Source organism: Sphingobium sp. S6 (assembly GCF_905120495.1).
Taxonomy (GTDB): Bacteria; Pseudomonadota; Alphaproteobacteria; order Sphingomonadales; family Sphingomonadaceae; genus Sphingobium; species Sphingobium agri.
The window spans coordinates 324796-337412 of the sequence record NZ_CAJHOG010000001.1 but is presented as its reverse complement, the minus strand read 5'-3'; the positions used below and the strand labels follow the sequence as shown (position 1 = coordinate 337412).

Annotated in this window: 13 protein-coding genes; 7 read left to right on the top strand and 6 right to left on the bottom strand. The window is 61.1% G+C overall.

Annotated features, from left to right (window positions below; all coding sequences use genetic code 11):
- Positions 1–24: 24 nt before the first annotated feature.
- The 7 genes from SPHS8_RS01695 to SPHS8_RS01665 all read left to right on the top strand — a co-directional run bounded on the left by SPHS8_RS01695 (position 25) and on the right by SPHS8_RS01665 (position 5919).
- Positions 25–444: an iron-sulfur cluster assembly scaffold protein gene (locus tag SPHS8_RS01695; RefSeq protein WP_201513604.1), complete on the top strand. Its 420-nt coding sequence runs from the start codon at positions 25–27 to the stop codon at positions 442–444.
- A complete protein-coding gene (locus SPHS8_RS01690; RefSeq protein WP_201513603.1) occupies positions 444–2264 on the top strand; it encodes a cation:proton antiporter domain-containing protein in 1821 nt (606 codons plus the stop codon). The genes SPHS8_RS01695 and SPHS8_RS01690 overlap by 1 nt, the downstream gene beginning before the upstream one ends.
- Positions 2261–2587, top strand: coding sequence for a DUF423 domain-containing protein (locus SPHS8_RS01685; RefSeq protein ID WP_201513602.1), 327 nt, complete (start codon positions 2261–2263; stop codon positions 2585–2587). The genes SPHS8_RS01690 and SPHS8_RS01685 overlap by 4 nt, the downstream gene beginning before the upstream one ends.
- 46 nt (positions 2588–2633) lie before the next feature.
- On the top strand, positions 2634–3098 hold the full coding sequence (locus SPHS8_RS01680) for a Fur family transcriptional regulator (RefSeq protein WP_201513601.1): 465 nt from the start codon (positions 2634–2636) through the stop codon (positions 3096–3098).
- Positions 3099–3156: 58 nt separating this feature from the next.
- Complete coding sequence (gene dxs, locus SPHS8_RS01675) at positions 3157–5082, top strand: 1-deoxy-D-xylulose-5-phosphate synthase (protein ID WP_201513600.1); 1926 nt, start codon at positions 3157–3159, stop codon at positions 5080–5082.
- A gap of 65 nt (positions 5083–5147) precedes the next feature.
- Entirely contained in the window at positions 5148–5603 is a 456-nt protein-coding gene (locus tag SPHS8_RS01670; protein WP_201513599.1) for an SRPBCC family protein, read from the top strand.
- On the top strand, positions 5590–5919 hold the full coding sequence (locus tag SPHS8_RS01665) for an ArsR/SmtB family transcription factor (protein WP_201513598.1): 330 nt from the start codon (positions 5590–5592) through the stop codon (positions 5917–5919). The genes SPHS8_RS01670 and SPHS8_RS01665 overlap by 14 nt, the downstream gene beginning before the upstream one ends.
- 11 nt (positions 5920–5930) lie before the next feature.
- Here the strand turns inward: SPHS8_RS01665 and SPHS8_RS01660 are convergent, their stop codons facing one another.
- From SPHS8_RS01660 to SPHS8_RS01635, 6 genes are all read right to left on the bottom strand, one after another.
- A complete protein-coding gene (locus tag SPHS8_RS01660; protein ID WP_201513597.1) occupies positions 5931–6344 on the bottom strand; it encodes a DUF3035 domain-containing protein in 414 nt (137 codons plus the stop codon).
- Positions 6344–6856 carry a signal peptidase II gene (gene lspA, locus SPHS8_RS01655; protein WP_201513596.1) on the bottom strand — a complete coding sequence of 171 codons (513 nt, stop codon included), beginning with the start codon at positions 6854–6856 and terminating at the stop codon, positions 6344–6346. Before lspA ends, SPHS8_RS01660 begins: the two co-directional genes overlap by 1 nt.
- 142 nt (positions 6857–6998) lie before the next feature.
- Complete coding sequence (gene ileS / locus SPHS8_RS01650) at positions 6999–9950, bottom strand: isoleucine--tRNA ligase (protein ID WP_201513595.1); 2952 nt, start codon at positions 9948–9950, stop codon at positions 6999–7001.
- Between the two features lie 113 nt (positions 9951–10063).
- Positions 10064–11005, bottom strand: coding sequence for a bifunctional riboflavin kinase/FAD synthetase (locus tag SPHS8_RS01645; RefSeq protein WP_201513594.1), 942 nt, complete (start codon positions 11003–11005; stop codon positions 10064–10066).
- Positions 11006–11048: 43 nt separating this feature from the next.
- The gene (locus SPHS8_RS01640; protein ID WP_201513593.1) at positions 11049–11549 is read right to left on the bottom strand and encodes a dihydrofolate reductase; all 501 of its coding nucleotides are present in this window, start codon (positions 11547–11549) and stop codon (positions 11049–11051) included.
- Positions 11546–12616: a 5-(carboxyamino)imidazole ribonucleotide synthase gene (locus SPHS8_RS01635; protein ID WP_201513592.1), complete on the bottom strand. Its 1071-nt coding sequence runs from the start codon at positions 12614–12616 to the stop codon at positions 11546–11548. The genes SPHS8_RS01640 and SPHS8_RS01635 overlap by 4 nt, the downstream gene beginning before the upstream one ends.
- Position 12617 lies beyond the last annotated feature (1 nt).

The following is a 12617-nucleotide window of genomic DNA, read 5'->3' as shown; positions in this document are numbered from 1 at the left end:
CTTCGGCTGTCCTAAAGCGAGAGCATGAGCGCCCTCTACAACAAGGATATATTGCGCCTTGCCGCCAGCATTCCGCATCATCAGCGCCTCGCGCAGCCGCAAGCCACTGTGGAAAGAAGGTCTCCAACTTGCGGATCGCGCGTGATTGCGGATGTTCGGATGGAGGGGGGAAGTCTTGCCGAACTAGGGCTGGACGTCAAAGCCTGCGCGCTAGGGCAGGCTTCGGCCGCGCTGATGGCTGCTCAGGCAGTCGGCATGACCGTCTCTGAACTCGAGAAAGCTCGCGACAGATTGGCGGCTTATCTTGCGGGCGAAGGCGATGACCTGGAATTCTGGCCGGGGCTCGCCATACTGGCTCCTGCGCGCGCATATCCTGCCCGCCACGCTTCCATCCGCCTGAGTTTCGAGGCCGTTGCCGAAGCTGCCCGCATGGCGGCCGCCTGATGCCAAATTCGCCAGCAGCAGCGGCGCATGCGCCTCTTTCCGCAACGGATGTCCTGTTGTCCGAAGGCGTCATTCTGCTGGGTGCCGCCGTGCTCTTCGTCATGCTCTTCCGCCGCTTCGGCCTGGGCGCCGTACTTGGTTATCTTGTCGCGGGTGCGCTAGTCGGACCGCAGGGTCTCGGCCTTGTAGGTGGCGCGGAATCGAAGCTTGCGATCGCCGAGATCGGCATCGTCCTGCTGCTTTTCCTTGTAGGCCTTGAACTTCACCCGGCGCGGCTATGGCGGTTGAAGCGCGACATCTTCGCTCTTGGCCTTGCGCAGGTCGTGATCTGCGGCTTGGCCCTGACCGCGCTTATCTATTATTTGACTGGTTTCACATGGGGCGCCGCCATCGCCCTTGGCCTTCCGCTTGCCCTTTCCTCGACAGCACAGGTTCTGCCCAGTCTTAAAAGCAGCGGCCGCATAAATTCACCTTTTGGCGAAAAAGTCTTTTCGATCCTGCTGTTCCAGGATCTTTCCATTGTTCCACTCATCACCATCGTGGCAGCCTTATCGCGCAATCCGGTGGATGCTGGGGGCCCTCCGGGAATCCAGCTGGCCGGCTACACGGTAGCCGCGATCGCAGGGCTCGTATTGGCTGGCCGGTTCATCCTGCGTCCACTGCTGCAACTGGTTGGAAGGCTGGGCGAGCGCGAGTTGTTCGTAGCGGTCGGCCTCTTCACCGTGCTCGCGGCAGCTGCGATCATGCATGCGCTTCACCTGTCCACTGCCCTCGGGGCTTTCGTCGCAGGTGTGATGCTTGCCGACTCTCCCTATCGGCATGAGATAGAGGCGGATGTAGAGCCATTCCGGTCGATCCTTCTCGGATTGTTCTTCCTCGCTGTCGGCATGGTGCTTGACCTGCAAGCGGTTGCAGCAAATCCCCTGTTCGTCATCGGCATGGCTGCAATGCTAGTCATCACCAAGGCGTTGCTGATAACCGGCCTCGCCAGGCTATTCGGCATGGAGTGGGCTCAAGCCATCGGGGCTGGATTGTTACTCAGCCAAGGCGGCGAATTTGGTTTCGTCCTGTTCGCCCAGGCGCAAAACGCCTTGCTGATCGCTCCGCAGGGCGCGAGCCTGTTCAGCGCAATCGTGACCTTCTCCATGGCCACAACTCCCTTCCTTATGCTCTTCGCCCGGAGACTGGAATTCGCGCAGCCGAAAGGTCAGCGGAACCCGGAAGGCCCTGATGAGGCGACACGCGGAACCGCGATCATCGTCGGCTATGGGCGTTTCGGGCAAACCGTCGCCCAAATGCTGATGGGACACGGGTTCGAAGTTGTACTGATCGACAAAAAGCCCGCTCAAATAGAGGTGTCGAGCCGTTTCGACATGAAAGTCTATTATGGCGACGGCACGCGGATCGATCTGTTACGCCGATCGGGCGCTGATGAAGCGCGCCTGATCGCCTTCTGTCATGACGACCCCTCTTTCGACAGCCGCGTCCTTGAACCGATAGCCGAAACCTTTCCTCAGGCTGCATTGCTTGTCCGGGCCTTTGACCGGCGGCAGTTGCTGGCCCTGAAGGACATGGACATAACTGGCGTCGTCCGTGAAGTTTTCGAGTCCGCGATTTGCATGGGGGTTCAGGCAATGGAAGCGCTCGGCGTGCCCCAGGCGGAAATCGAAGAAGTCGAGCGCAAATATCGCGAAAATGACGATCAGCGCCTCACCGTCCAGGGCGAACAAGGAACACTCCTCGCCGCCAAGGAACTCATGTTCAGACCTGGCAGAAGGATGCGCTTGCTGACCCGCGGAGAAGAAGAGGAAAGAGCATGATCGCGCCACTTGCCTCGTTGTCGGCAGCCCTCGCCATTGCGGCGGGCGCTTTTGGAGCGCACGGCGCATCCAACCACGAAGCAGCGGAATGGTTACGGACAGGCGGGTTCTATCAGCTTATCCATGCCGTGGCTGCACTGACGCTGGCGAAGAGTGGGCAAGGCCCGGCACTGCTGCTCCTCATCGGAGCGGCGATCTTCGCGTTCACCCTCTATATCATGGCAGCTGGCGGCCCGCGCTGGCTAGGTGCGGTGACGCCGATCGGCGGTTCATTGATGATAGCCGGTTGGCTGTGGGCAGCTTGGACCTATTGGCGCGGGTGACAGCCCACCCTTGCCCCAAACCTCACCCACGCATAGATTAACATATATGGCCGAACACCATCATCATCACGAACCCACCGGCGCAAATTTGGCAGACGCAGCCCGCAACGCTTTGGAGGCTCAGAATGAGCAGTGGACGCCAATGCGCGCTGCCATCTTCGATGCCCTCGCGGCTGAAGAAAAACCGACGTCCGCCTATGACATTGCTGACAATGTCTCCAAATTGCGGGGCAAGCGGGTTGCGCCAAACAGCGTCTATCGCATCCTTGACCTGTTCGTCGCGAACAATATCGCGATGCGCGTTGAGAGTGCGAACGCCTATATCGCCAACGCTCATCCTGGTTGCCATCACGACTGCATCTTCCTTGTTTGCCGCAACTGCAAGGAAGCGACCCACATCGATGATGACGCAGTGACAGGCGATGTTCGCGCCGTTGCAGAACATCAGGGATTCCGGGCCGAACGGCCGGTAATCGAAATATTGGGAACGTGCGCCAAGTGCGTGGCGTGACGCGGCCGTTGCGCTTTGATCAGGAACGGCCTAGCGCGCTTGGGAGTCTATGTCTTTCATGAATGATCGCCCCTCCACTCCGCTGCTCGACCAGGTGATCTGGCCGCAAGATCTTCGCGCCCTCAAGCCTGAGCAGCTTCCTCAGCTGGCTGACGAATTGCGGCGGGAGGTGATTTCCGCCGTCGGCGTGACCGGGGGCCATTTGGGGTCCGGACTGGGGGTAGTCGAGCTTACTACCGCCATCCATTATGTTTTCGACACGCCCAATGACAAGTTGGTTTGGGACGTCGGCCACCAATGCTATCCTCATAAGATACTGACCGGGCGACGCGATCGCATCCGTACGCTGCGCCAGGGTGGAGGCTTGTCGGGCTTCACGAAGCGGGCCGAAAGCGAATATGATCCCTTTGGCGCGGCGCATAGCTCGACCTCCATCAGCGCGGCTCTCGGCTTTGCAGTTGCGAGCAAGCTTGCTGGTAAACCAGGCAAGGGCATCGCCGTCATCGGCGACGGAGCGATGTCGGCTGGCATGGCTTATGAAGCAATGAACAACGCGCGGGAGGCCGGAAACAGGCTGATCGTCATCCTGAACGACAATGACATGTCGATCGCTCCGCCGGTAGGCGGTCTCTCCGCCTATTTGGCGCGCCTGGTATCAAGCCGTGAATTCCTCGGACTACGTGACCTTGCCAAGCGTCTGGCCCGCAAACTGCCTCGTCCGCTGCACAACGCCGCCCGCAAGACTGACGAATTTGCCCGCGGCATGGCCATGGGCGGCACATTGTTTGAAGAATTGGGCTTCTATTATGTCGGTCCGATCGACGGGCATAATCTTGAACAGCTCATCCCTGTGCTGGAGAATGTCCGGGACGCGGCAGAGGGGCCTTGCCTGGTCCATGTCGTGACGCAGAAGGGCAAGGGTTACGCTCCGGCGGAAGCGGCGGCGGACAAATATCACGGCGTTCAGAAATTTGATGTGATCACGGGGACCCAAGCAAAAGCGCCTCCGGGGCCGCCGAGCTACACAGCCGTGTTCGCCGACGCCCTCATCGCCGAAGCGCAACGCGACAGCGGCATCTGCGCGATCACCGCCGCGATGCCCTCGGGCACTGGCCTTGATAAATTCGCGCAAGCCTTCCCGGATCGCTCCTTTGACGTAGGCATCGCCGAACAGCATGCTGTGACCTTCGCCGCAGGCCTTGCGGCACAGGGCATGCGGCCCTTCTGCGCCATCTATTCCACCTTCCTGCAACGCGCCTATGATCAGGTGGTGCATGACGTCGCGATCCAAAACCTGCCGGTACGCTTTGCCATCGATCGGGCGGGACTGGTAGGCGCGGACGGATCGACGCATGCGGGCAGCTTTGACGTGACCTATCTAGCCACCCTGCCCAATATGGTGGTCATGGCTGCGGCTGACGAGGCGGAACTGGTGCATATGGTGCACACCTGCGCGGTTCATGACAGCGGACCGATCGCCGTCAGATATCCACGCGGCAACGGCACCGGTGTCTTGTTGCCAGCCGCACCCGAAAAGCTCGAGATCGGCAAGGGCCGGATCGTAAAGGACGGACGGCAGGTTGCGATCCTCTCACTCGGGACCCGGCTTGAGGAAGCGCTGCGCGCTGCCGAGGCATTGGAAGCCCGGGGTTTGTCCACCACCGTTGCTGACTTGCGCTTTGCCAAGCCGCTCGACGAAGCGATGATCCGCCGCCTTTTGACCACGCATGAAGTGGCAGTAACGATCGAGGAAGGCGCGATTGGCGGTCTGGGCGCGCATGTGTTGACACTGGCTAGTGACCTCGGACTGATCGACAATGGCTTGAAGCTACGGACGATGCGCCTGCCTGACATCTTCCAAGATCAGGACAAGCCGGAGCAGCAATATGCCGATGCAAAGCTGGATGCAGCTGCGATCATCGATACGGTATTGACTGCGTTACGGCATAACAGCGCTGGTGTAGCAACAGAGGCGCGCGCTTAAATAGCAACCATATGGTTGCATAAAAGCAGAATGGGGCGCATATGAGCAACCAGGAGGTTGCTCATATGCCTGACTCAATCACGAAGATTGTCGAAATTGCTGCACCTGTCGAGCGGGTGTGGGATGCGTTGATCGACCATGAAAAGTTCGGCGCGTGGTTTTGCGTCGCTCTGGATCAGCCTTTTGCGGTGGGTGGGGCATCGACCGGTCATATGACCTATCCTGGCTATGAAGACTATCGTTGGGAAGCGCGGGTAATTGCGATCGAGCCAATGCGGCGCTTTTCTTTTGAGTGGCCGGCGACTGGCGGTGACAAGCAGCTGATGGAAAACGGCACGCGGGTAGCGGAATGGACGTTGGTCGAGTTTTTGCTTGAGCCTGCGGGTGAAGGCACCTTGCTGACAGTCATCGAAAGCGGATTTGACAAGGTGCCTGAACCGCGTCGGAGCAACGTCATGCGATCGAATGACGGGGGTTGGACGGAACAGGTTCAGAATATTCGCCGCTATGTTGAACATTGAGGAATCGCCCGCGCGACTGTTCGCCGCATTAGGCGATGCCACGCGATTCGGACTGATCAAGCGCCTGTCCAATGGTACGGAGCAATCTATCGCGCAACTGGGCGAGGATTTGCCCATCAGCCGCCAAGCCGTGGCGAAGCATTTAGAGGTTCTGCAGGGCGTGGGCCTGGTCAGGAGAACGCGGCGAGGTCGCGAGGTCTTATTTGTCCTGGAGCCAGAGACCGTCGCGCAAGCGCGTCATTGGCTCACGCAAGTCTCCGCTCAGTGGGATGACGCGTTGGGCAGGCTCAAGATGTTTGTCGAGAGCCAGCCCTAAACCCATGGTTTTTACTGCTGGGGGATCGCGGCGCGGGCGTCTTGCCCATCGCCCTCCGGCGCGGCGATAATTTCGCGGGTCGCGGCGCCCTTGTCGACGACTTCCGTCGCCGGATCACCCACGGACGACCGAATACCGGCCGCCGCATTGGCGCGCCCGGCTTCGGTCAAGGCCGCGCTTTCCGCCGCGCTGCGCTGGGCGGGGCCACCAAACATGGTTTCCATCGCAGCACGACTTGAATCGACCGAAGCGGCTGCCGGGGTGCCCGGTGCAGGAGGAACGAGCGCATAGTCAGGCGGGATCACAAGGGGCGCCTGGCGGGAGACGGCGAATTCGTCAGGACGCTCCCGATTGAACAGGCCGCCGCCACCGCCACAAGCGGACAGCATGGAAATGAGGCCAGCGGCGAGGATCAGTTTACGCATCAGTTCAGTGACTCCGTCTTTGCGCCCTTCTCGCGCAGCAGCAACGCCCGCGCAAGCAGGATCAGCACGCCGATCGTTATGGCGGCGTCGGCCAGGTTGAATATCAGGAAGGGCCGCCATTCCCCAAAATGCAGATCAGCATAGTCGATGACATAGCCGAGCCGAACACGGTCGACGATGTTTCCGATCGCACCGCCAAGCACCAGCCCCAGCGCCGCAACATCCTGCCGCGCCTTTTCGCGCCACATCCAGACACCGACAAAAGTGGCGATCAATATGGTCATGCCGACAAGCAGCCAACGCATCATGTCCGTACTGGCATGAAGAAAGCCCATGGAAACGCCACGATTTTCCAGCCAGCGAAGACGGAAGATCGGCAACAGCTCGATGCCCTCATCCATCCGACTTTTGAGCGCGAGCGGGTAGGTGACGGTATATTTGATGAGCTGGTCGAGTGCCAGCGTCACGATCGCGACGGTGAGACCGAGCGGGCGATGACTGACAGCTGCCATCAGCGGCGCACCACATGCGTTTTGCGGGATGAGGGTGACACGAGCATAGTCCTGAAGAGCGCCATCATTATTCCGGTTCGTTGCTACCAAGCGACAGGCCGTCGGCTATAGCCGAAGCCTGAGCTGGTAGGACAGGAAGTTTTTACTCCGCGAGCACTTCGTCGCAACGATTGCAAAGGGTGCCGTCTTCCTCGACTTCCGGCAGGAGGCGCCAGCAACGGCCACATTTATGCCACTCGCTCGGCTTGACGATGATGCCGTCGCCGACCCCCGTTTCGATGCGGGCGACGATGGCGATTTCGGCGAAGTTCACACCGTCGCTGGGAACCGCCATGCCCATGGTTACATCGGCTTCCAGGCTGGAACGGATGACCTTTTCGCGGCGGAGCGGTTCGATGGCTTCGTTGACCTGATCGCGCTGGCTGCGGATTTCGGTCCATTTATCATCCAAGCGCTGATTTAGCCATGCAGCCTCAACCTCGGGCCATTCGAGGAAATGGACGCTTTCTCCGGGGCTTGCATAGCGGCTTTGCCACACTTCTTCAGCCGTGAAGGGGATGATCGGGGCGGCGTAGCGGACGAGGGCGTGGAAGAGCGTGTCGAGCACCGTGCGGTAGGCGCGGCGCTTGGGATCGCTCTTCGCATCACAGTAGAGGCAGTCCTTGCGAATGTCGAAGAAGAAGGCCGACAGGTCGCTGTTGGCGAAGTCGAACAGCGCGCGGGTATAGCGGCTGAACTCCAACCAGTTTTCGCTGCCAGCTGCCTTCTCGACGACCGCCTTGAGTTCGGCATCCAGCTCAGCGAGCAGATGGAGCATGTATCGCTCCAGCTCCGGCATTTCCGCGACCGGAAGGCGCTCTTCTTCGGAAAAATCGGAAAGAGCACCTAGTAGATACCGGAAAGTATTGCGAAGTTTCCGATAGGCGTCGGAAGAGCCAGCCAGCACTTCCTTGCCGATACGGACATCGTCGAAATAGTCGGTGCTGGCAACCCAGACGCGGAGGATGTCTGAGCCGGATTCGGCAATGACCTTCAGCGGGTCAACGACATTGCCGAGGCTCTTGGACATTTTCCGCCCCTGCCCGTCGAGCGCGAAGCCGTGGGTCAGAACGGCGTCATAGGGCGCGCGGCCACGGGTGCCGCTGCTTTCCAGGAGCGAGGATTGGAACCAGCCACGATGCTGGTCGGAGCCTTCGAGATAAAGATCCGCGCGAACGCCTTCGCCATAGCGGCCTTCGACCACAAAGCTGTGGGTCGAACCACTATCAAACCAGACATCGAGGATATCGTTGACTACCTCATAGTCGTTGAGGTCGTAATCGGGGCCGAGCAGCGCCTGATGGTCCGCGCCGAACCAGGCATCGGCTCCGCCAGCTTTGAAGGCTTCGACGATGCGCTGATTTACGGCCTTATCAATCAGATATTCGCCAGTCTTGCGATGAACATAGAGTGCGATAGGGACGCCCCACGCGCGCTGACGACTGATCACCCAGTCGGGGCGCCCCTCCACCATCGAGCGGATGCGATTGATCGAGCGTTCGGGCACCCACCGGGTGTTCTCGATCGCATCGAGGGCCGTACCGCGCAGAGTTGCACCGTTGCCCTGGCGCGCAAGGATCGCCTCTTCCTCGGCGCAGCGGGGCATGATGCCGTCGTTGATCGCCCGGTCCATAGGGATGAACCATTGCGGGGTGCAGCGGAAGATGATCTTCGCCTTGGAGCGCCAGCTGTGGGGATAGCTGTGCTTGAAGTCGTCGGACGCGGCGAGCAGACCGCCTGCTTCGCGCAGGTCAGTGCAGATCGGGCCGTCCTTGCTGACGAACTTGGGATTGATGACGGAGCCCTGACCACCGAGCCAAGCCCAATCCTCCCGATATTTGCCGTCATTCTCGACGGCGAAGACCGGGTTGATCCCGTTCGCCTTGCAGAGCGCGAAGTCATCCTCACCATGGTCGGGCGCCATGTGGACGAGGCCGGTGCCCGCGTCGGTGGTGACGAAATCGCCCGCGAGGAAGGGTCGCGGCTTGGCGAAGAAGGCGCCAACGGCGTGCATCGGGTGGCGGGCGGTAGCACCCGCAAGTTGGGAGCCTTTGACCTGACCAAGCACCTTCAAGTGCGCATTGAGCGAAACTTCAGGCTGCGTGCTCTTATCTCGCAAATCGTTGTTCATTCGCGCGCGAAGCAGATCGAGGAGTTCATTCGCCACTAGCAGACGTTTGAAGTTCAGAGTTTGCATCAGCGGGTTACGCTGCTGTTCGAGCGAGAGGTTGCCGTCACCAGCATCGGACACGCCGAGGCTCACTTCAACAATCGAATACTCAATCTCCGGCCCATAAGCCAAAGCCTGATTGACCGGGATCGTCCAAGGCGTCGTTGTCCAGATCACCGCATGCGCGCCCACCAGTTCGGGCGCGTTCGGCGCTTCGACAATCTCGAACGCCACGTCGATCTGGGTCGAGACGATGTCCTCATATTCGACCTCCGCCTCGGCCAGCGCGGTCTTTTCGACGGGGGACCACATGACCGGCTTGGCGCCGCGATAGAGCTGGCCGCTCTCCGCGAACTTCAGCAGTTCAGACACGATGGTAGCTTCAGCATCGAACTTCATGGTGAGATAGGGATCATCCCAATCGCCCATCACGCCAAGCCGCTTGAACTGCTCCTTCTGCACGCCGACCCATTTGTCCGCATAGGCGCGGCACTGGGCGCGGAATTCCTGTGCGGGAACCTCGTCCTTGTTCTGCTTCTTCTTGCGATATTCCTCCTCGATCTTCCATTCGATCGGAAGGCCGTGGCAGTCCCAACCGGGAACATAGGGCGCATCCTTGCCGAGGAGCGACTGGCTGCGGACGATGATGTCCTTCAGCACCTTGTTCATCGCATGGCCCATATGGATGTCGCCATTGGCGTAGGGCGGGCCGTCGTGGAGGATGAAGCGTTCGCGGCCCTTCCGCCGCTCGCGCAGCTTGCCGTATAGGTCCATTTCCTCCCAGCGGGCGAGGATTGCCGGTTCCTTCTGCGCCAGACCGGCCTTCATGGGAAAGTCGGTTACGGGGAGGAAAACGGTGCTTTTATAGTCGGGCTGGTCGGTCATCTGATCTGGTATCTGCTTGCCTTGCCATTCGGCCCAAGACTGCGCCCCATTAAGAAAAGGGAAAGGGCTTCGACAGGCTCAGCCCGAACGGGTGAGAAAATGTGCCCCGTGCATTAGGCGAGGCGCGGCGTTCCCGCAAGGATTTGCCGTGCGGCGTCGCAGTCCTTCGCAATCTGGGCCGTGAGGGCATCGAGCCCTTCATATTTCGCCTCTGGCCGAAGGAATTGGATCAACTGCACCTCGATGCATTGATCGTAAAGGCTTTCGGAAAAATCGAAGAAGTGCGGCTCCAGCAACTCCTTTGGCGGGTCGAAACTGGGCCGGGTGCCAAGGTTTGCAGCACCGTCGAGAATACGGCCATCGGGCAGCAGCCCTCGCACGGCATAAATGCCATAGGCCGGGCGAAGATAGTGCCCAAGATCAACATTGGCAGTGGGGAAGCCGATCGTGCGGCCAACCTTGTCGCCATGCTGAACCAGCCCTTGCACCGCGAAGGGGCGCGTCAGCAGGCGCGTTGCCGTGGCGCAGTCACCGGCTTTCAGCGCGGCGCGGATGCGGCTGGAGGAAACCACCTCTCCGCCCTGGTCCGTTACCGGCGCGACGGCTTGGGCGCTCATGCCCCGCGCGGCGCCAAGTTCGGCAAGCGTGGCGACCGTGCCGGTGCGGCCCTGACCAAAGGTAAAGTCCTGACCCGTCACCACGCCCGCGACGCCCATGCCGTCGACCAGCAGATCGACGAAATCCTCCGGGCTCAAGGCGGCCAGTTGACGGGTAAAAGCGAAAACGAGCATCGCGTCGGCACCGGCGGCGGCGAACAGGCGTTGCCGCTGATCAAGGCTGGTGAGACGGAACCACGGGTTTTCCGGGCGGAACAGGCGCATGGGATGCGGGTCGAACGTCGCGACGATGACGGGACGCACCTCCGCGCGGGCACGCTCCACCGCGCGGCCGACGACCGCCTGATGACCGAGGTGAAATCCGTCAAAATTGCCCAGCGCCATGATGCTCCCGCGCAGATGGGCAGGGATCGGGACGCCGCTTTCCAGCCGCTCCATGGCGGTGGCTATAGGGAGATGGCCGGGCGCTGGCAATGCGGCTTCAAGAGCCGGCCCGGCGGCGGAAGGTGACGAAGCTGTAGGCGGGATATGTGCCCTCGCCCGGATGATCGCTGCGGGCGGCTTCCTGCCATTGCGCGGCATGAGGATAAGGGATCGCTGCGTCGCCGGGTGCGTCGATATGCACTTCGGTCAATTCGATGCGGTCGGCATGCGGAAGAAAGAGATGGTGGATCTCCGCTCCTCCGATCACCATCGCGGCAGGACCGCCCGCCAGGCGCAGGGCGGACGTGACGTCATGGGCGACCTCTGCCCCCTCCCCACTCCAGCCTTTGTCACGGGTGAGGACAATGTGGCGCCGCCCGGGAAGCAGGCCGGGCAGGCTGTCGAACGTCTTTCGGCCCATGATCATCGCGTGACCGAGGGTCAATGCCTTGAAATGCTTGAGGTCGGCAGGAAGCCGCCAGGGCAGCCCCCCATCCTTGCCGATCACGCCATTATCGGCGCGGGCGAGGACGAGAACGACTTCCTGGCGGTTGGTCACAGGGTCAGCCGGGTAACATGGCCCATCTTGCGGCCTGGGCGGGCTTCATGCTTGCCATAGAGATGCAGATGAGCGGAGGGATCGGACAGGATCGCTTGCCAGGCGTCAGCTTCCTCGCCGATGAGGTTGTGCATCTGCACTCGCCGCGCTGCCAGCCTGGTGTCGCCCAAGGGCAGGCCGCAGATGGCGCGGACATGGTTTTCGAACTGGCTGGTGACGGCGCCTTCTATCGTCCAGTGACCGCTATTGTGGACGCGGGGGGCCATTTCGTTGAAGACGGGGCCATCGCCGCTGGCGAAAAATTCAAGGGTCAGGACGCCGACATAGTCGAGCGCCTCGGCAACCTGCGCGGCGAGAGCGCGCGCCGCTTGCACCTGCGCCTTGATGCGAGGGCCGCCGGGAGCGGTGGAGGTAGAGAGGATGCCGTCGACATGGACGTTGGCGGGCGAGTCCCAGAAGCGGACTTCGCCATCCGCCCCCCGCACGAGAATGACGGAGAACTCTTCCTCGAAGCTCACGAAGCCTTCCAGGATGGCGCTTTGCTCGCCGATCGCATCCCATGCCGCAGGAGCATCCGCTGGACCATTCAGGCGCGCCTGCCCTTTGCCATCATAGCCCATGCGATTGGTCTTCAGGATCGAGCGGTTGCCGACCGTGGCGATCGCTCGATCCAAATCATCCAAGCTTTCGACCGAGGCGAAAGGCGCGGTGAGGCCGCCAAGATCGCGGACGAAATTTTTCTCGGCAAGGCGGTCCTGTGCCACGCGGAGAGCATGCGCACCGGGGCGGACGAGGCCGTGGGTAGAGAGGACCTCGACGGCGGAGGGGTCGATATTTTCGAACTCGTAGGTGACGACATCGACGCTGTCGGCGAAGGCGGACAGCGCGGCGGCGTCTTCGTAAGCGCCTCGGGTCCAACAGCGGGACACGTCTGCGGCGGGACCGCTTTCTTCCGGCGCGTAGATATGCGTGCGATAGCCAAGCTGCGCGGCGGCGATCGCGATCATGCGGCCGAGCTGGCCGCCGCCAAGAATGCCGATGGTGGAACCGGGCGCTATGGTCGTCATC

What these genes read in the sequence shown, in the direction of transcription:
- SPHS8_RS01680 (WP_201513601.1), top strand. Translation starts at nt 2,634, where the DNA reads ATGGCCGAACACCATCATCATCACGAACCCACCGGCGCAAATTTGGCA.
- lspA (WP_201513596.1), bottom strand. Translation starts at nt 6,856, where the DNA reads ATGGCAGCTGTCAGTCATCGCCCGCTCGGTCTCACCGTCGCGATCGTG.
- SPHS8_RS01645 (WP_201513594.1), bottom strand. Translation starts at nt 11,005, where the DNA reads ATGGAGCGGCTGGAAAGCGGCGTCCCGATCCCTGCCCATCTGCGCGGG.
- SPHS8_RS01665 (WP_201513598.1), top strand. Translation starts at nt 5,590, where the DNA reads ATGTTGAACATTGAGGAATCGCCCGCGCGACTGTTCGCCGCATTAGGC.
- SPHS8_RS01670 (WP_201513599.1), top strand. Translation starts at nt 5,148, where the DNA reads ATGCCTGACTCAATCACGAAGATTGTCGAAATTGCTGCACCTGTCGAG.
- SPHS8_RS01695 (WP_201513604.1), top strand. Translation starts at nt 25, where the DNA reads ATGAGCGCCCTCTACAACAAGGATATATTGCGCCTTGCCGCCAGCATT.
- SPHS8_RS01690 (WP_201513603.1), top strand. Translation starts at nt 444, where the DNA reads ATGCCAAATTCGCCAGCAGCAGCGGCGCATGCGCCTCTTTCCGCAACG.
- ileS (WP_201513595.1), bottom strand. Translation starts at nt 9,950, where the DNA reads ATGACCGACCAGCCCGACTATAAAAGCACCGTTTTCCTCCCCGTAACC.
- SPHS8_RS01635 (WP_201513592.1), bottom strand. Translation starts at nt 12,616, where the DNA reads ATGACGACCATAGCGCCCGGTTCCACCATCGGCATTCTTGGCGGCGGC.
- SPHS8_RS01685 (WP_201513602.1), top strand. Translation starts at nt 2,261, where the DNA reads ATGATCGCGCCACTTGCCTCGTTGTCGGCAGCCCTCGCCATTGCGGCG.
- SPHS8_RS01660 (WP_201513597.1), bottom strand. Translation starts at nt 6,344, where the DNA reads ATGCGTAAACTGATCCTCGCCGCTGGCCTCATTTCCATGCTGTCCGCT.
- dxs (WP_201513600.1), top strand. Translation starts at nt 3,157, where the DNA reads ATGAATGATCGCCCCTCCACTCCGCTGCTCGACCAGGTGATCTGGCCG.